The 16,039-nt window shown below is 43.1% G+C and carries 22 protein-coding genes; 17 read left to right on the top strand and 5 right to left on the bottom strand.

Features of this window, described 5'->3' with window-relative positions; translation table 11 throughout:
* The first annotated feature begins 2 nt into the window (after positions 1–2).
* Positions 3–1,196, top strand: coding sequence for a flagellar hook-associated protein FlgL (gene flgL, locus ACRQQK_RS05540; RefSeq protein ID WP_457510369.1), 1,194 nt, complete (start codon positions 3–5; stop codon positions 1,194–1,196).
* Positions 1,197–1,587: 391 nt separating this feature from the next.
* Entirely contained in the window at positions 1,588–2,727 is a 1,140-nt protein-coding gene (locus tag ACRQQK_RS05535; protein WP_457510368.1) for a flagellin, read from the top strand.
* A gap of 456 nt (positions 2,728–3,183) precedes the next feature.
* Here ACRQQK_RS05535 and ACRQQK_RS05530 read toward each other — a convergent pair whose 3' ends face one another.
* Genes ACRQQK_RS05530 through ACRQQK_RS05515 form a run of 4 tightly spaced genes read right to left on the bottom strand, consistent with a single transcriptional unit; the run spans position 3,184 to position 6,168 of the window.
* On the bottom strand, positions 3,184–4,224 hold the full coding sequence (locus ACRQQK_RS05530) for a phage integrase (RefSeq protein WP_457510367.1): 1,041 nt from the start codon (positions 4,222–4,224) through the stop codon (positions 3,184–3,186).
* 9 nt (positions 4,225–4,233) lie between these two features.
* Entirely contained in the window at positions 4,234–4,653 is a 420-nt protein-coding gene (locus ACRQQK_RS05525) for a hypothetical protein (protein ID WP_457510366.1), read from the bottom strand.
* 26 nt (positions 4,654–4,679) lie between these two features.
* Positions 4,680–5,495: a hypothetical protein gene (locus ACRQQK_RS05520; protein WP_457510365.1), complete on the bottom strand. Its 816-nt coding sequence runs from the start codon at positions 5,493–5,495 to the stop codon at positions 4,680–4,682.
* A gap of 22 nt (positions 5,496–5,517) precedes the next feature.
* Positions 5,518–6,168, bottom strand: coding sequence for a phage repressor protein CI (locus ACRQQK_RS05515; RefSeq protein WP_457510364.1), 651 nt, complete (start codon positions 6,166–6,168; stop codon positions 5,518–5,520).
* Positions 6,169–6,315: 147 nt separating this feature from the next.
* Here ACRQQK_RS05515 and ACRQQK_RS05510 point away from each other — a divergent pair, with 147 nt between their 5' ends.
* From ACRQQK_RS05510 to ACRQQK_RS05440, 15 genes are all read left to right on the top strand, one after another.
* Positions 6,316–6,528, top strand: coding sequence for a hypothetical protein (locus ACRQQK_RS05510; RefSeq protein ID WP_457510363.1), 213 nt, complete (start codon positions 6,316–6,318; stop codon positions 6,526–6,528).
* Between the two features lie 125 nt (positions 6,529–6,653).
* On the top strand, positions 6,654–7,193 hold the full coding sequence (locus ACRQQK_RS05505; RefSeq protein WP_457510362.1) for a phage regulatory CII family protein: 540 nt from the start codon (positions 6,654–6,656) through the stop codon (positions 7,191–7,193).
* An 11-nt stretch (positions 7,194–7,204) separates the two neighbouring features.
* Positions 7,205–7,489, top strand: a complete 285-nt coding sequence (locus ACRQQK_RS05500) for a hypothetical protein (protein ID WP_457510361.1) — start codon at positions 7,205–7,207, stop codon at positions 7,487–7,489.
* 93 nt (positions 7,490–7,582) lie between these two features.
* Entirely contained in the window at positions 7,583–8,176 is a 594-nt protein-coding gene (locus ACRQQK_RS05495) for a hypothetical protein (RefSeq protein ID WP_457510360.1), read from the top strand.
* A complete protein-coding gene (locus tag ACRQQK_RS05490; protein WP_457510359.1) occupies positions 8,173–8,772 on the top strand; it encodes a 3'-5' exonuclease in 600 nt (199 codons plus the stop codon). Before ACRQQK_RS05495 ends, ACRQQK_RS05490 begins: the two co-directional genes overlap by 4 nt.
* Positions 8,765–9,046, top strand: coding sequence for a hypothetical protein (locus ACRQQK_RS05485; RefSeq protein ID WP_457510358.1), 282 nt, complete (start codon positions 8,765–8,767; stop codon positions 9,044–9,046). Before ACRQQK_RS05490 ends, ACRQQK_RS05485 begins: the two co-directional genes overlap by 8 nt.
* Entirely contained in the window at positions 9,043–9,444 is a 402-nt protein-coding gene (locus ACRQQK_RS05480; protein WP_102953820.1) for a hypothetical protein, read from the top strand. The genes ACRQQK_RS05485 and ACRQQK_RS05480 overlap by 4 nt, the downstream gene beginning before the upstream one ends.
* 1 nt (position 9,445) lies before the next feature.
* A complete protein-coding gene (locus ACRQQK_RS05475; protein WP_457510357.1) occupies positions 9,446–9,682 on the top strand; it encodes a hypothetical protein in 237 nt (78 codons plus the stop codon).
* A complete protein-coding gene (locus tag ACRQQK_RS05470; RefSeq protein WP_457510356.1) occupies positions 9,679–10,512 on the top strand; it encodes a hypothetical protein in 834 nt (277 codons plus the stop codon). The genes ACRQQK_RS05475 and ACRQQK_RS05470 overlap by 4 nt, the downstream gene beginning before the upstream one ends.
* Entirely contained in the window at positions 10,509–13,424 is a 2,916-nt protein-coding gene (locus ACRQQK_RS05465; protein WP_457510355.1) for a replication endonuclease, read from the top strand. The genes ACRQQK_RS05470 and ACRQQK_RS05465 overlap by 4 nt, the downstream gene beginning before the upstream one ends.
* A gap of 9 nt (positions 13,425–13,433) precedes the next feature.
* The gene (locus ACRQQK_RS05460; protein WP_457510354.1) at positions 13,434–13,853 is read left to right on the top strand and encodes a hypothetical protein; all 420 of its coding nucleotides are present in this window, start codon (positions 13,434–13,436) and stop codon (positions 13,851–13,853) included.
* 10 nt (positions 13,854–13,863) lie between these two features.
* Positions 13,864–14,370 (top strand): DUF7415 domain-containing protein, encoded by a 507-nt coding sequence (locus tag ACRQQK_RS05455; RefSeq protein WP_457510353.1) that lies wholly within the window; start codon positions 13,864–13,866, stop codon positions 14,368–14,370.
* A 112-nt stretch (positions 14,371–14,482) separates the two neighbouring features.
* Positions 14,483–14,710 carry a DNA translocase FtsK gene (locus ACRQQK_RS05450; RefSeq protein ID WP_457510352.1) on the top strand — a complete coding sequence of 76 codons (228 nt, stop codon included), beginning with the start codon at positions 14,483–14,485 and terminating at the stop codon, positions 14,708–14,710.
* Entirely contained in the window at positions 14,697–15,014 is a 318-nt protein-coding gene (locus ACRQQK_RS05445; protein WP_457510351.1) for a hypothetical protein, read from the top strand. The genes ACRQQK_RS05450 and ACRQQK_RS05445 overlap by 14 nt, the downstream gene beginning before the upstream one ends.
* A gap of 436 nt (positions 15,015–15,450) precedes the next feature.
* On the top strand, positions 15,451–15,786 hold the full coding sequence (locus ACRQQK_RS05440; protein WP_457510350.1) for a hypothetical protein: 336 nt from the start codon (positions 15,451–15,453) through the stop codon (positions 15,784–15,786).
* On the opposite strand, the gene ACRQQK_RS05435 is transcribed toward ACRQQK_RS05440, so the two are convergent.
* The gene (locus ACRQQK_RS05435; RefSeq protein WP_102953826.1) at positions 15,781–16,032 is read right to left on the bottom strand and encodes an ogr/Delta-like zinc finger family protein; all 252 of its coding nucleotides are present in this window, start codon (positions 16,030–16,032) and stop codon (positions 15,781–15,783) included. The genes ACRQQK_RS05440 and ACRQQK_RS05435 overlap by 6 nt on opposite strands.
* Positions 16,033–16,039 lie beyond the last annotated feature (7 nt).

Genomic DNA, 16,039 nt, shown 5'->3' with positions numbered 1-16,039 from the left:
AAATGTTAACTCGAATTTCTAGCTTCCATAACTATCAATCTGTGCAAAACGACATGCGTCGCCAGGAATCAAAAGTTCACCATAACCAAGCGCAGTTAGCGTCTGGTAAGAAGCTATTGTCGGCTGCGGATAATCCGCTCGCGACACATTACATTCAGAACGTTTCTCAGCAAGAAGAGCAATTACGCCAATATTTAGATGCCATCACTTTGGTTCGAAACCGTCTTGAGCATCAGGAAGTGATTGTTAGTAATGCGGAAGAGTTTGCTGATAAAGCCAAGCGTAATGTCATGGAAATGATTAACGGTTCTCTTTCACCAGAAGACCGCGGCGCTATAGCTCGTCAGATCCAGGAGATTTCCAATAACTTCATTAACCTTGCGAATGTTCAGGATGAAATGGGCAACTATATTTTTGCCGGTACCAAACCAAAGAATCAGCCGTTCTTCCGCGACAACGCCGGTAACGTCACTTATTCCGGTGATGACTATCAGCGAAAAATGAAGATTTCTAATAGCTTGGAAATTCCGTTTAACACGCCGGGTAGCAAAATCTTTATGGAGATTGAGAACCCGTTTGGTGATTACGAACCGAATTACGCTTTGCAAGAAGGTTCTGAGTTATTGCTTGAGCGTGCAACCAACAGCAACGTTGATGATAACTCGAACTACACGGTGACATTCGTTGATATGGATAACGGCAAGTTTGGTTATCAACTTGAACGTAACGGCAGCATTGTGCAGGCCGATGAGTTTGATGGCAAAACTGGTATCCAGTTTGAAGGTTTAACGATCGCAATTAAAGGTCAGATCACTAAAGGTGACTCTATAACTATCGAGCCTCGTAAAACCTTCAGTATTTTCGACAGTTTTAAAGATGCGATTGAGTACTCATCTGGCTCCGTCTCAGATGCTTCTTCGACAGCGAAATTACATCAAGTGGTAGAAGAGCTACATAAAGCTTTTATTCACTTGAATAAATCGCACACCAATATCGGTGCCAGCTTGAGCACTTTAGATATTCAAGAAGAGCAACACGAAGATTTCAAAATCAGCCTAGCGAAGTCAAAAAGTCAGTTTGAAGACTTGGATTACGCAGAGGCCGTGATTGAATTCAACGAAAACTCCCGAGCTTTGCAAGCGTCTCAGCAAGCGTTCGGTAAAACCAAAGATTTAACCCTATTTAATTACATCTAACTTGAATGCCATATGTGCAATGCCATATGAGCAAAGTGAAATGTGATTAATAAAGGAACGATTGCCACTTTGTTTATTGATGGTAAATCAATCAATAGTAAAGCGGCAAGTACGCGGCAATTAATGATTGCCGCTGGCTATGAATCTCTAGATGTTCCATCTGGTTCGGATAGAGGGTCTTGGTAACTTATTGAAATTTAGGGTTTTTAAAAATAATTTCACTAAATATAAAAATTGGCACACATATTGAATTATCAATACAAGTGTTAATTAAACAATTTTTTAAATCAGCACAAGTTGCAGATTTAGCAAGTTATTTACGGTCAGTGCTTCCAAAGAGTAAAGCTGACCGCTTCGCAAAATACTTGCGGACTCGATAGGAGAGCAAACTATGACCATTAATGTAAATACCAACGTGTCGGCAATGACTGCGCAGCGTTATCTAAACAAAGCGACTGGTGAGCTAAACACATCTATGGAGCGCTTGTCGTCTGGTAACCGCATCAACAGTGCGAAAGACGATGCAGCGGGCCTACAAATTTCTAACCGTTTAACTGCTCAGTCTCGTGGTCTAGATGTAGCAATGCGTAATGCCAATGATGGTATTTCGATTGCGCAGACTGCGGAAGGTGCAATGAATGAGTCAACCAGCATATTACAACGTATGCGTGACCTATCTTTGCAGTCATCAAACGGCACCAACTCTTTATCTGAGCGTACAGCGCTTAACGAAGAAGTGTCAGCACTGCAAGACGAACTAAACCGTATCGCAGAAACCACTTCATTCGGTGGACGTAAACTGCTTAATGGTTCATTTGGTGAGGCATCATTCCAGATCGGCTCTAGCTCTGGTGAGGCTATCATCATGGGGTTAACCAGCATCCGTGCTGATGAGCCTCGTATGGGTGGTATGGCGTACGTGTCAGAGCAGGGCAAAACAAAAGACTGGGGTGTACCAGTCAACGCAAATGAACTGACTTTCGAGTTCACGGGTAAAGACGGTGAGCCGAAGACGGTAAGTGTTCAAGCGAAAGTCGGCGACGATATTGAAGAGGTTGCAACCTATATCAATGGTCAAACAGACGTATTTAAAGCGTCAGTAGACGAAGATGGCAAGCTGCAAATCTTCATTGCTGAGCCGGATATGGCACAAGACTTCAACATCGGCGGCAGTTTAGCTGGTGAACTTGGTTTGAGCACTGAAAGTGGCAGATACACAACAGTACAAGATATTGATGTAACAACAGTGGGCGGTTCTCAGAACGCTGTTGGTATTATCGACGCGGCTTTGAAATACGTTGATTCACAACGAGCTGACTTGGGTGCGAAACAAAACCGTTTAAGCCACAGTATCAGTAACTTGGCAAACATCCAAGAAAACGTTGAAGCGTCTAAGAGCCGTATTAAAGATACAGATTTTGCGAAGGAAACAACGCAACTTACTAAATCTCAAATTCTGCAACAAGCGGGTACCTCAATTCTCGCTCAAGCGAAACAGTTGCCAAACTCTGCAATTACTCTATTGCAGTAGTTTTAGGACTCTTCATTAATAAGTCTAGACGTAGGCATGTATTGAAGACCCTTTGGCAAAGTATGTTTATTAGAAAGTGGCAGGCTCTCTCAATCTACACCCTGTCTGCCACCGGATAATACACATACGCCCCGGTAAGCCTAAATGTGTTCATTTCTCTTGATCTCCACATGGCATGGCTACCACAAACAGCCCCAGTTCTCTCAAAGGAAAAGGGGCTTTTCTTTTTCCTGTTGTTTAATATAGCGGGCAAAAGCCTTTCTAAAGTCCTTCCTTAAACAATGATTTATTCCTAACTAATTGTTTTTAAATAAAATATTATTTCTTCTTCTTCAGTGTTTTCATAGTGAAAGGTGGTTAATTCAAACCAATGAAACTACAAAATATCACTTATATAGGTGTATGTTGGTGAGGTTTGATAACGAATGCCGCCATTTTGTCGCCACTAAAATTGGGTCAGTTTTCAAGTGGGTTTAGGTGTACTGCTTGAATTAGGTGATCGGGAGAATAGTGCGCGTACACCATCGTTTGTTCTATTTTTTGATGGCCTAGAATGCGCTGAAGAATGAGGATGTCGCCACGGTTCATCATAAAGTGAGTGGCGAAAGTATGCCGCAGAACGTGGGTTGCTTGCCCTTTTGGAACATAGCTAGGTAATGCCTTTTTGATGTAGTGGTGTGCGGATGCGTACGTAGTGCTAAATACGTCACGGTCGTTAACAGCCATATCCATAATTTCACGATACAGATTTTCTGAGATTGGTACCGAGCGAATGCGCTTACCTTTGGTTTCGATAAACGTTAGCTTGTACTTAGACACTTGAGAGCACTTAAGTGATAGCGCTTCACTGATACGAGCCCCAGTGGCTAAACATATTTTCGCAATCAGAATAATCTGGGGAATGGAAACTGATACTTTTCCATCATCAAACTGCTTAATCGTATTAAGAAATTCAGGGATGTCTTGCTTGTGTAAGTAAGCAAGCGAACGCTGATCGGTTTTAATGTTGTCGATTTCATCCAGTGGGTTAGGGTGGTTCCACTGCTTGTATTTTTTAAGCCGGTTAAACATGCCACGCAGTAAAGCGAGTTGGTTGTTTTGAGTAACAGGCGATAGAGATTGAACACCATGTTTAGAAACATGGCTTTGTCTGCTTGCTCTGAATTCCAAGTAGTGACGCGCAGTAAAAGTAGAAGCGATAGGGTCGCCGAGTTCCTTGATAGTCAGGGCTGTTTTTCTGTGAATGGTTTTGCCTGACTTTATTGTGTGGCCGTGTACTTGCCACCATACCTCAAGTAACTCACTCAAACGGCGGTGATCGGGTTTATCACCCAGCCACGGCTTGTCGTCCACTTCACGCATGGTGAATTGTTCAAAGGCAACCGCTTCACCTTTGGTGGCGAAGCGTTTACGAACGCGCTTACCTGTTCGGCCTTGTGGATAGCATTCACAAAGCCAAGGTTTTTTATTGCCGTCTTTAAGGTTACGAACTGACATTTATGCTATTTAATGAGTTACGCACGCAGCTTTAAAGCGTTGAACCGCATCGTTGATCATAATGCGCTGTTCATCTACAGAAGATTTATCCGCTCCACCTCTGGAGTATGAATAAACCTGATTTACGTAGATTTTTGAACGCATCATTACTTCGTTGTATACGTCGCGTGTTATCTCTAAATCAGGGTTCATCATGTCTTTTGGTTGAAGTTCGTTTGCCGAAATAATCTTGTCGATTTGAGGATTGAACGTATTAACTCGCCATTGAGCAATAGCTTTATAATCAGCGTTGTCTTTATGCATTCGCAATGCTTGAACAACCAAGTGAACTGTTGGTGACACCATAGGAGAAGCTTTTTCACAGTCTTCAGATGTTGCAAAAGCTGAAGTGGAAAAAAGACAAATAAACAAGAACGTTAACTTTTTCATATTATTCCCTAGCTGTTGCCACAAATTTAAGCGCTTTCAGTGGATTCAATAGGTTGTTCTTGAGGCAACAACACGCAATTAACCCAATCATCAAAGTGCATTTTCTTATGCCCTTCCGTAGCAAGCATTGTGTCAATTAAGTCTGTTTTGATGGTGAATTCTTTATCCTGCGAGTCGCGAAACTTGATTTTAGTTTCACCAGTGATCTTACCTTTCAAGACGGATAACGGAGTCACCGCTTCACGTTTTCGGCTCCGTTCGTTGCCATTGTATACATACCGAGAGAAAGTGGTTGGAGCTAGTTCGCCCTCCCAGATTAACGAGTAGTCTCGTTCGCAGGTTTCGTATTCAGGGTAGGCACGATAAAAATTCCAAGGGAAATTTGGGTTTATGATTCGCATCCATTCCCAGAACGATCGGCGGTTATGGCCTTTTACTTGTATTTGGCTAGAGATATCGAGAGTCGGTATTACTAGTGTGTCGTCATCTTTAATTTCAGCCACATGTATTTTTTCGTCTTTCATCAATACATGAGTAGGAGTCATGGTGATTTTGTCTTTTCTGTTAACTGAGAAAGTAGATTCAGGCGATTTCCCAGACCAAACGACGTAATACCTTTCACCATTAACGAATAGTTTCTCTCTGTCGTCGAACGGAATAGGTGTTACTTGCTCACGTTCTTCAAGTTCATCATCAAGTACATCACGTGACGATGATGTTGTTATTTTTACAGTGAAGTTTGTGTTAGGTGTTGATTCCGAAATCGTCTTTTTCTTGGCTGTTTTGACTGCCATATAAATACAAAAAATAACAAAGCCGAATAGAACAAAAACTATTTCCATGTTTACCCCTAGCCAATTTTTATTATTTGAGTTTTGTTTCTAAAACAACCTTTCCGATTACCTCAATATCACTTTCCTGAACTTCGATAGTTTGTCCGTCGAAAGCAATAGCCAGTTTGCCGGGTAGGCGTTGAACTTGGTTGATGGAGTAGCGGCCGTCGATGGCTATCAGGTAATTGCCATTCATTGCGTCATTCTCTTTCTTATCGACAAGCACAACACTCTGGTTAGTTTCAATTTCAATTAGGTCTGCTTTCTCTAAGCCAAAGCTGTTTAGTCGTCTTTCAGATACAGGGACTTTTCCTGTCTCTAATAGTTTTCCATTGGCTAAGCAAAAACTTTTTACCGAACGAATAGAGAATTGCGGGTCTTGTTCGGTAGAGGTTGTAAGACTATATGCCGCACGTGATTCATTAAGTTTGCCACCGGATTTTTTGCGGTCTTCTGGCTTTAAAGCCAACTCTTCAATAGGAATGCCCAAAGCTAAATGAAGTCGAACCATTAATTCATGTGACGTGCGATCGTGAGTATTCCACGTGCTGAAAGTTGTTTTAGGAACGTCAAGTAACTCGCTTAACTCTTGAAAGTCATCGCAATCAGTTAAAAGCTTTAATCTCCTAGTGAAATCACTACCTTTCAAATAGTCAAATGGAAGTATTTTTTGTTCTTTCATATGGCAATATTGTCCAATATCTCAAAAATAGTCATTTAACTATTTACACAAGTTATCTGACGATCTAAGATTCTCGCATCTCAAGATTACTGCGAATAATCATGAGTACAGTGAAATGTTATTAAATCAACTAAGTAGGATATCACTATGCTGTCATATAGCCCAGCTCTACCAGTGCCGTTTGTGACGTATGAAGAGTACTCACGTGCCACTGGAATGCCTATTGATACGATTCGAGATTACGCCCGTAAAGGCAAAATCATCATCAAAAAGAAGACCGCACCAAAAGAAAAACCACTCGTTAACTTAATTGCTATGAATGAGCTAGCTGCTCGTGAAGCTCTAGAGTTCTTGGGTTAACACCATGCGCCTTTCCTCCCTGATACCAACGAAAACCTTTTGCCCGATGTGGCTGCATGTGTTCGCACTTGCAGTCATTTTCGTGCCGCCGTTTTTAACTTATATCGCATAGGAGATTGTTAAACATGGATGCAAACATTGCTATGTGCGAATTACGCGAACGCAAACAACAATCTTACAACGCTGTTTGTAGTGATTTCGCTGTTAACCACAACATGGAAGAACTCGCTAAACGTATTGGCATGAAAGGCACCATGTTGCGAAACAAACTCAACCCAGCGCAGACGCATGTATTAAGCCCAGTTGAAATGGCTTTGCTGTGCAAAGAATCAAATGACTACACCATCATCAATACATTATTGGGTGATCTTGGTTTGGTCACGGCAGCGGTACCAGTAGAGGAACAAGCGAAAAGCTTAGTTGAACGTATCCTTGAACACTCGAACCTCACAGGCCAACTTTCTGGCAGCGTGTTGGAGCTCAACCAAGAGCGCCGTTATCCACGCAGCCAAAAACGCAAAACACTCGCCATTGCCCAAGCCGCAGTTGGCAACCTCGTTTTACTCATTTCCGATTTAGAAAACCGCACTACAGGCATGTCGCCACTGCTAAGCATGGGCGTCGATTTTGTCATGAACGGTGCACCAGTTCCCGGTTTAGCTTAGGAGAAATAACTATGTCAGTTGCTATCCAAACTTCAAAACCTGCATGTCACAGAGCTTGTCCTGATATGCCTTGTTACAGCCTAAGCCCTCAGCAAAAAACTGTTGGGTTAGCTGGCCTTCAAAAAGCTCGCGAAACAGTTCGAGAAAAACTGCTAGATGGCTTACGCAAACAGCACAAAAAGTTAACTGCTGAAGCAGAACTCGAAGACACAAGCGAACTGAGAAAACGAAGAATTTTAGAAGAGCTTGGACGACTTCAACGCCAAGCCGACCGCATTAAAGACCGCTGGTCTTAACACCAATTTACCTAGCCAAGCCGTTTGCCCTCTCGATTTCTTCGGATTGAGGGAGGGCTTTTTTTACCCAAATTAAGCGTAGGAGCTTTGATTATGGAAGATAAAACCGTTTTAGAACAAGCCAATGCAGCATTGGCAGAAGCACGTGAAGTGCTGAGAAAAGCTGATGAAAACTTAGAGAAAACAAAGACGATTCATGATTCAACACTGCGTCAAAGCAGAGAGATTGCGTATGCGTTGTCGTGTTTATCTGCGCCAATGTTAACGGCGCAACCACTGTCTGAGGCAGAGGAACTAGAGCTTCAAGAAAAGCTGAAAAGCATGCATTCGAATTTCCAACCAGTTTTTGTCAGTGGTCTTTGCCATGGTGTTGTTGAAAGCCGTGTTGAGTCGAAAAAAAAGCGTGATGTGTTTGATGTGATTCACTCCATCAACGAATTAGCAATGCTCAATACGCATTTAATTCATGTAACTACTGTGTTCGTGGCGGGTATCGATAGCTTTGAAGTTATGGCTTATGTCATCACAGATGAAGCAGAAATAGATCCCCCATATCTAATGAAAGAACTTGTTTGCATTTACAAAGATAGTTCTTTGAAAAAGCTGCTCTCAGTTGAAAGTCAACTGTCAGAAATCATTATCAACATTCGTGAGCAAGCCGAAGCAAATGCGGAGGTGAGAGCATGAGCATCCACGTAATGTTAGACCTAGAAACTATGGGGAACACCAGTAACGCCGCGATTGTTTCAATCGGTGCGGTTGTATTTAACCCAGAAACAGGAGAGTTGGGCGCCGATTTCGAAGAAGTCATTAACTTAAACAGCTCTGCTTATTACGGTGATCTTGACGCTTCAACCGTTACTTGGTGGTTAACACAAAGTGAAGAAGCACGAGCGATATTCCAGCGCGACACACCGAAGTCATCATTAAAAGATGCGCTATTGGAACTTAACCAATGGTTTGCAGACTTGGGCGATGCAAAAGAAATCCAAATTTGGGGTAATGGTAGCGGCTTCGATAACGTGATTCTAACCAATGCTTATAAAGCCGTTCGTATCAAGCCTAATTTCACTCATTGGAATGACCGAGACGTCAGAACCATCGTAGAAATGGGTCGTTCAATTCTTGGCATTGACCCTAAAACCAAACTGGAACGCGAAGGTACTCACCACTCGGCATTGGATGATGCCAAGTTTCAGGCTAAGTACGTTGCCATCATTTGGCGTCAGTTTATGGATGCCAATCTTATTGCCGAAGCAAATGCGGAGGTGACTCATGGGTAAGTGCAACTGCTTTGACGAAACATTGGAAACAATGAAAGCGCATCTTCTCGAAAAGCTTCCAGAAGGTGTTGTTGACTTTGAAGCTAGCTGGGAAGGTCACTCTTTCATTTTGAGTGATAGAGACCATGTGCCAGTTAACCCTCAAATTAACTACACCTATCGCAAGATAAAGAAAGACAAAACGCCAGCGGCAAACCTTTCGAAAGGGCAAGTGAAGGTGTTCTGTTCTTACTGCCCGTTCTGCGGTCGTGAAATTGGGGAGGGCAAGAAATGAGCACTATCACCATTTTCCGCAAAGACCTTGAACACGGCTTACGAGCTGAAGGTTTCACTACTCGCAAAATTGAACAGTTCACTCGCGTGTTCAACCAAGTGGAATCGAGCCAAGGCACGATGCTTGAGCTTGATTCTGCTCGTGCCATGTTGGTTAACGTGAATGGCACTGAACAGGCGTTGTCGCTGGAAGACTTCATCAAAGCGTGGTGGGTTTACTGGGTTGTAGTGTTCAACCAAACCACCGACACCGCTTCACATCATCAAGCTGTTGGCGCCATCCGTGCGCTGTTCTTCGTATCGGCATGTGTTCGCAGTTACAACCTCAACCAAACCATGAAGCAATGGTGGCAAGAATGCGCACCTCTACACGGTAGCAAATCTTTGGAGGCTATTTGATATGGAATACGCAGCAGTAAGACTTTGCCCAGAGGGCGGAGTGATTCGCCACGAAGACACTCAAGAAGTCGCCAACGTTTTAGTTGGTGATTTCGACTCAATGCAGGACGCAGTTAACCAAGCATGCAGTGATCTTGATTGTGTCGTCATGCATCCACGTGAAAAAGGAATCATCAGCAAAGGGCGCGGCAAAGGCGGCTTTATGTTGGTGACAACTCAGGAACTGGGGGAAGTATGAGTCTCGAATTACGAAGAAAATTCATACCACGCTCTAAGCGCTTGCAAGTAGTGTCTAGTGGTGGTGGTACACAGTCTATTTGTATGGTGGTGCTCATTTATCAAGGAGCGCTTCCTAAACCTGATCTTATCGTCATGGCTGATACAGAGAGAGAAGCCAGCAACGTATTCGAGTACCACGAGACATACATCAAACCTCTTTGTGACGAAATGGGGATTGAGTTCGTGATAGTGCCTAAATCAGACTGGGTTAAGAACGACATTTCATTAGCCAGTGATGACGATACGGTTTTACCTGCATTTTTTACTGAATTTAATGGTAGAGATAAAAATGGGATGCTAGGGAAACAACCCGGTTTCTGTTCATCTCATTGGAAAGTAGAACCAATTCGCAAATACCTAAATCACCGTTTTGGTGAAAAAGCATTAACCAAGCGCGGTGTTGATTTTTGGATTGGAATGTCTTTCGATGAGAAAAGTCGCGTTAAGTACCCTTCAGGTAAATGGCAGAAACGCTATCCGCTTTTTGAAGCTGAGATTCTTAGAGAGCAAGCTATACAGATTGTTCAAGATCTTGGCTTACCTGAGCCGCCGCGTTCAGCGTGTTGGATGTGTCCAAATAGACATGACGAAGAATGGCTATGGATGCAGAAAAATGTACCACAAGATTTCGCATCGGCTTGCAAGTTCGAAAAGGAACTGCAAAAAGATTTTCCTTGGTTGTACTTAAATAAATCAGGTGTCCCACTTGGTGAAATCATCTTTACCACCAAGCCAAAGCAACAAGATATTTTTGATCAGTTCTGCGACACAGGTATGTGCTTCGTATGACTATCTCAACTTACGCAACCAAGAAAAGCAGGCGCATACAGAACAAGGAGCTGACTAACAGTGAGCGCCTGATTTCTTGGTACCACAAATATGATAAGAACGAGTTGCTTGCGCTTGAGGCTAGCGAGTACGAGCAAGAAAGAACACATCAGCTATTTCTTGAATGGTCACGCAACAAGGATAAAGCGGCACAGCCTGTTCAAATTGGTCAACGTTTAACGTTTGAAAAAGAGCCTGATGGTTTAACTGTTATCGAACGTAAGCTTTATGAGGCGAATAAGTTAGATTTCGAATGGTATCGCACCTATTTTGCAGACCTGCCAGATTACCTAACCAAATACTTTGCCAAGCGCTATTTGTCGATTCTGAACAAAGACGGCAACCGCGCAGCAAACACATTCCTGCGTGAAAAAATGCACCCTGCACAAGCTAGGGTTCGTTTGGTTCTGGAGCAATACAAACACCTGCCAACCACACATAAGATTATTTCGCTCAACAAAGAATACGATGTTGAGCTAAGTGATTTTGAATACGCTGAAACTAAACAACTTGGCTTTGATTTTGAGCAGATCGAGAAAAATGCCAAACCTGCCAAAAACCGCATATTGGCAGAGCTTGAGCGTGACGAACTCAAAGACATGGCATTCAAGCTATCGTGCATCATGAACAAGAAAATGCAGATTCTCAGCACTCAATACCAACAAGAAACCGACGAAGAAGTAGAACAAGCCATGATCATAGTTTATGAGCTGCTTGCTCAGTTCCTGCTTTCTTTTGGCATTACTCCCCCTCGCACATACAAGAAGCAAACTTGGCTTTCTGCTACTTCGGATATGTCGAAGATGAAAAGCGACGAGTGGCTATTCAACCGCCTTAAGCGAATTCGTAAAACCATGCGTGAACATTTGGCGATCGCAATGGGGCAAGTGTCTGCTCGTGCATCATCTTATTGTTCGTGGGATTGCCTGAAGGAACACAAAGAGCAAAAAGAAAAGAACTGGGAGTTCATCAAAAACGGGATGCTGTTCGAGCAAGAAACAGGTGAAGAAGCCGAACTGTTGAACATGGTTCTGAAAAGCATTTCAAACCCTGCGATTTTGCGTCATGAGTTAATGGCGCGTTGCCGTGGTTATGAGGATATTGGCAGCTTACTGAACCTGCAAGGTATGTTCCTTACGCTGACTGCTCCGGGCAAATACCACAACAGCTACCAAAGCGGTGGCTTTATTCCCCACTGGAATGGCGCTAGCCCTAGACAAACACAAGCTTACTTAAATAACGTTTGGCAACGCATTCGCGCCAAGCTGGATAGAGATGGTATTCGTTGGTTTGGTTTGCGAGTAGCCGAGCCGCATCACGATGGCACTCCGCATTGGCATTTATTGTTATGGGTTAAGCCGCAAGACGCGCTAGCCGCATCAGACATTTTCATTCGCTACGCAGTACATGAAGATGCAATGGAGCTATTCAAAAAAGCCGACCTTTACTACCCAGTGACGTATCAAGCCGCTCGGTACTGTGCGCCAGTGATAGAGTCGAAAAACGGCTTTAAAGTGCCTCGTAAAATCTATGCGAAAGACTTCCCTTGCCAAGTGGCAAACCTACGACCAGAAGTGGAAATTCCTGATTTGGTGCGAGCGGCCAGCATGCACAACCAAGTGACCATGCTCAATATCGACTACAAAGCTCGATGTGATGTGAAATTCATCGACCCGAATCAAGGCACCGCTACAGGCTACATAGCGAAATACATATCCAAGAACATTGACGGCTATGCAATGGATGATCTTGTTTCTGATGAAACGGGCAAATCAGTGAAAGACATGGCGAAGAACGTCACCGCTTGGAAGTCTCGCTGGGGTATTCGTCAGTTCCAGTTCTTTGGTGGCGCGCCTGTTACCACTTATCGCGAACTGCGCCGCTATGCCAATTTAGACAAAGCCAGCTTCATGGAATACCTAACCACGCTTAGCCGTGGTGAGATGTTGGATATTTACCTCGATATGGAGCGCAACCCAAACAAGAAGTTTGTTGGACCTGCTATTCCTGATCACCTGCTTAAAGATTCAAAGCGTTTTGATGCTAAGCGTCTGTTCATCATGTTGGGTGAGAATTACAAACCAAGCATGGACAACAAAAACGACAGTGCAGTAGCCGCAATGGAAGCCGCAGACAAAGGCGACTTTAAAGGTTACGTCATGGGGCAAGGTGGTCCTTTTGTCGCGCGTGAAAATCTAGCGATTAAGAACGTATACCAAGAATTGCCGTTTGCTTCACCGCACGGTGAAACCGTTCGCAAACTCGAAGGTTTTGACGCTTCAGGCGTAAAAGTGAAAACACGCACAAAGAATTGGAGCATTACCAAGAAGCCAGCCACTAAGGCACGCCAAGAGAAAGAGTACGAAGTTATCAAAGCAACAGCGAACCCAAGCTCTTGGAAAATTCAACGCAAACGCACACAGGTAAATGAGTCAGCAGAAGTTGAAGCGTCCACCCAAGGGAGCGCAGCGACCGCTATGGGCGACCTTGTCGCCTCTCGGAGTTCTGTCAATAACTGTACGCACCCGCCGGGCGAACAAGTTACCAGTGATAACGAAAGACCTTTAGATCCATTAGTGGAATACGAGATAAGCAGGCTGATAACTGACCATGATTTCACCGAAAACATACGTCAGCATCTACTTCAAGGTCACTGGGTAAGGGTTACAGAAGAGAAAAGCGTCAAGTTAAACCTTGGCGATGGACAACGACGCCCAGACCAAATCGTTTACCGCAATGAATACAAGCCAGATTTAAGTTGGTTAGGTGAAGTGACCGAGCCAGAACCGGAGCAAATCCAATTAACTGAAGAGAACTACCAACAACCAGAGCTTTCACATTTCGAATATGTGGACGACTGGCCGTTGGTGTAAGGAGAGCAAATGATTGACATAACAGATACATACAAATCCGTGATCGACATGAACACGGCTTACACCAATAGCCTGTTGAAAGATGGGCACGATAAATACTACGAGCCGAAAGAGTTTGTTTATCAGTTTGGCACGGTCAACATCAACGTTGGTCGTCAAGTTGGTGCGTCAACTTTCATCATGCGTCAGGCTACCGAGAATGACCTTATCCTTGTTCCAACTGAACAGGTAGAAGAGATGTATTCAGAATCTGAAGCTTTGGTGGTGTGTAGCGAAAATATGGCTCTTTTAAGGAAAGCCATTGAGTCGAAAGTATTCGAGAAAATTTACGTAGATTCTCCAGCCTACTGTCATCCAGTGATTAAAGGCATGGCTTTGGAGCTAATCAAGAAACATACACAACAAATAATCATGCTTGGAATGCACTAGGGAGCGCACCATGAAATCAATTAACTGGAATCAAATGTCAGAACTTGGGCTTGTTGAGCGAATCAACCGTGAAATATTGCATCCGCTTGGGCTAGCTGTATCACGCGATGTTTATACAGGCACAAGCGGACAGGTATTAGTTGCCGATGATGGAATATGGGAGTACAGCAAAGAGATGCCAACAACCATCATTAGCAATGAAGCCGTAAAAGAAAAACTTGGCTTGATGATTTCCTCAGATAGTGAGCGGAAGAACAGAGTCGTAAAAGCTATTACACGAGATGAGCTAGTTCTGGTAATCCCTGCTGAGTATCTCGAAAACGCTTTTGAGATGGGAGTGACAACAAACGTCACTGGGAAAATAACTGATCGTGATGAAATGCTTCAGTACTTTGCGAATGAATTTGATGCACTAGAAAACGACTCTAAGTTTGGGCGCTTTATTGATTCTGTATGTGAAGAGGCGATAGACGATGGGGAGTTGTTTGTTGAATGCGATGAGGATGAAGAAGAATGAAACAAACCAAAATATCAATGTTCATTCAAACTCGATACCACTGCAATTTGAACTGGGTGGACTGGGATAAACCGCTTAGTTCTGTGAAGCTACTAACAAAAGGGGAATGCTAATGACTTATCCAATGCTAAATAGCGACTTGGAAACTCTACAGAAAACGCCAGAACTGCAAGGTGTATCGTTTAGCATTTCAAGAATCCAACGTTACATGCGTATTGGCTACAATCGCGCATCACACTTGGTTGAGGCTGCTATTGAAAAAGGCATCTTGGTTCGAGACCAAGAGTCCGAGTGGTTGGTAAGACTAAGCAGGAAAGGAGAAAATCATGACATACGATGAAGTGTTTAAAGACTGGTGCTATCTCTTTGACAATGTTGGTGTCGCTGATGATATGACAGGTGGTTATGTTGATTCTGAAGATTTGGATGAGCTTTTAAGAAAGCCAACTAAAGGAACTGCGAAATGGTGTTTATCTAGGCAAATTGATTATTGGTTTGCAAAAGGTATTCAATACAGCAATGAACATAAAGGAAAATCTATTTTTGATTTGATTGAAGAGTATCCACTAATCGAAGAGATTGCAGATAGAAACTGTGCTGACCTAGAACTTTGCCCGAATCCATTTGTACAATCACCTAACTAAACCAAATGAAAAGAGAACCCAATACGGGTTCTCTTTTTTATGCTCATTATTCGCGCCTTCAGTGCTCAACTTTCGAGGCTTTGTGATGGGCTTCATGTTTAAACGAATTTTAAAAAAGTATTTTACGTAAATTTGTAACTTGTTGATTTTATTAAGGGTGGAAATTGGCAGAGTTAATATTAAATTTAAACCGCGTTTAAACGTTGTTTAAACACCATTTAAGAGATGTTTAAAAATTCCAATGTCGTTTAAACATGAATTTGGCAAAACCAAGCAAATTTGACACCAAAAATTAAACTGGCACTATCTTCTTAACCCTCCTTTCAAACCTCTCCCAAGCGTAATGTTTTTTCTAAGCATAGCTGCGCCTAATGCATCGACTTTGGAAATAAAAAAGACGTGTTAGCGTGGTTTTAAAACCAACGTGGAGAATCTCATGAACACCAAACTGAACAATGATCGACATCGCGAAAAAATCATCACCAGTAAAACCACTGTAGAAACCTGTATAAATATACAGTATATTTCCAGTGGTGTTGGTGAGGGTATTGATATGTCAGAACAAAAACAACGATTTAAACGCGCTCTTGATGTCGTGCTGGATGGGGTTTCGCTTAGTACTAGTGAGAACAGGCGTGCGGTTGAGGGGGTGTATATCTTAGGGCTGCTGATTAAAGACAACCCTCATTTGTTGGATACGGAAGCAGTGAAAAAGATTCAATCCATTCTTGAAATGGCAGACGAACAAGAAAGCCCTGCGTTTCGTTTATAGCATGCTAAGTTGGTGTTTGAGTTGTTGTCGCTGTTCTGGCGGCAACGCCTTCACCAAATCAAAAGCCAACTGGCTAGTTGTTTTCGCAGACGGGCTAAGGGAATGGCTGAACGAAAGGTTCATAACAAAGGAATGACCGCATTCTGGGTCAGTACATGAACAATACAAATCGGCATGGCTGTTCGACAGCCTGTTCGACTTCTGAATATTACTTTTACATCCGCATTCAGGGCATATCACGCGCATAAACAAA

This window comes from Vibrio sp. C8 (assembly GCF_054051265.1).
This window is presented reverse-complemented; position numbering and strand designations above follow the sequence as displayed.

What these genes read in the sequence shown, in the direction of transcription:
- flgL (WP_457510369.1), top strand. Translation starts at nt 3, where the DNA reads ATGTTAACTCGAATTTCTAGCTTCCATAACTATCAATCTGTGCAAAAC.
- ACRQQK_RS05535 (WP_457510368.1), top strand. Translation starts at nt 1,588, where the DNA reads ATGACCATTAATGTAAATACCAACGTGTCGGCAATGACTGCGCAGCGT.
- ACRQQK_RS05530 (WP_457510367.1), bottom strand. Translation starts at nt 4,224, where the DNA reads ATGTCAGTTCGTAACCTTAAAGACGGCAATAAAAAACCTTGGCTTTGT.
- ACRQQK_RS05525 (WP_457510366.1), bottom strand. Translation starts at nt 4,653, where the DNA reads ATGAAAAAGTTAACGTTCTTGTTTATTTGTCTTTTTTCCACTTCAGCT.
- ACRQQK_RS05520 (WP_457510365.1), bottom strand. Translation starts at nt 5,495, where the DNA reads ATGGAAATAGTTTTTGTTCTATTCGGCTTTGTTATTTTTTGTATTTAT.
- ACRQQK_RS05515 (WP_457510364.1), bottom strand. Translation starts at nt 6,168, where the DNA reads ATGAAAGAACAAAAAATACTTCCATTTGACTATTTGAAAGGTAGTGAT.
- ACRQQK_RS05510 (WP_457510363.1), top strand. Translation starts at nt 6,316, where the DNA reads ATGCTGTCATATAGCCCAGCTCTACCAGTGCCGTTTGTGACGTATGAA.
- ACRQQK_RS05505 (WP_457510362.1), top strand. Translation starts at nt 6,654, where the DNA reads ATGGATGCAAACATTGCTATGTGCGAATTACGCGAACGCAAACAACAA.
- ACRQQK_RS05500 (WP_457510361.1), top strand. Translation starts at nt 7,205, where the DNA reads ATGTCAGTTGCTATCCAAACTTCAAAACCTGCATGTCACAGAGCTTGT.
- ACRQQK_RS05495 (WP_457510360.1), top strand. Translation starts at nt 7,583, where the DNA reads ATGGAAGATAAAACCGTTTTAGAACAAGCCAATGCAGCATTGGCAGAA.
- ACRQQK_RS05490 (WP_457510359.1), top strand. Translation starts at nt 8,173, where the DNA reads ATGAGCATCCACGTAATGTTAGACCTAGAAACTATGGGGAACACCAGT.
- ACRQQK_RS05485 (WP_457510358.1), top strand. Translation starts at nt 8,765, where the DNA reads ATGGGTAAGTGCAACTGCTTTGACGAAACATTGGAAACAATGAAAGCG.
- ACRQQK_RS05480 (WP_102953820.1), top strand. Translation starts at nt 9,043, where the DNA reads ATGAGCACTATCACCATTTTCCGCAAAGACCTTGAACACGGCTTACGA.
- ACRQQK_RS05475 (WP_457510357.1), top strand. Translation starts at nt 9,446, where the DNA reads ATGGAATACGCAGCAGTAAGACTTTGCCCAGAGGGCGGAGTGATTCGC.
- ACRQQK_RS05470 (WP_457510356.1), top strand. Translation starts at nt 9,679, where the DNA reads ATGAGTCTCGAATTACGAAGAAAATTCATACCACGCTCTAAGCGCTTG.
- ACRQQK_RS05465 (WP_457510355.1), top strand. Translation starts at nt 10,509, where the DNA reads ATGACTATCTCAACTTACGCAACCAAGAAAAGCAGGCGCATACAGAAC.
- ACRQQK_RS05460 (WP_457510354.1), top strand. Translation starts at nt 13,434, where the DNA reads ATGATTGACATAACAGATACATACAAATCCGTGATCGACATGAACACG.
- ACRQQK_RS05455 (WP_457510353.1), top strand. Translation starts at nt 13,864, where the DNA reads ATGAAATCAATTAACTGGAATCAAATGTCAGAACTTGGGCTTGTTGAG.
- ACRQQK_RS05450 (WP_457510352.1), top strand. Translation starts at nt 14,483, where the DNA reads ATGACTTATCCAATGCTAAATAGCGACTTGGAAACTCTACAGAAAACG.
- ACRQQK_RS05445 (WP_457510351.1), top strand. Translation starts at nt 14,697, where the DNA reads ATGACATACGATGAAGTGTTTAAAGACTGGTGCTATCTCTTTGACAAT.
- ACRQQK_RS05440 (WP_457510350.1), top strand. Translation starts at nt 15,451, where the DNA reads ATGAACACCAAACTGAACAATGATCGACATCGCGAAAAAATCATCACC.
- ACRQQK_RS05435 (WP_102953826.1), bottom strand. Translation starts at nt 16,032, where the DNA reads ATGCGCGTGATATGCCCTGAATGCGGATGTAAAAGTAATATTCAGAAG.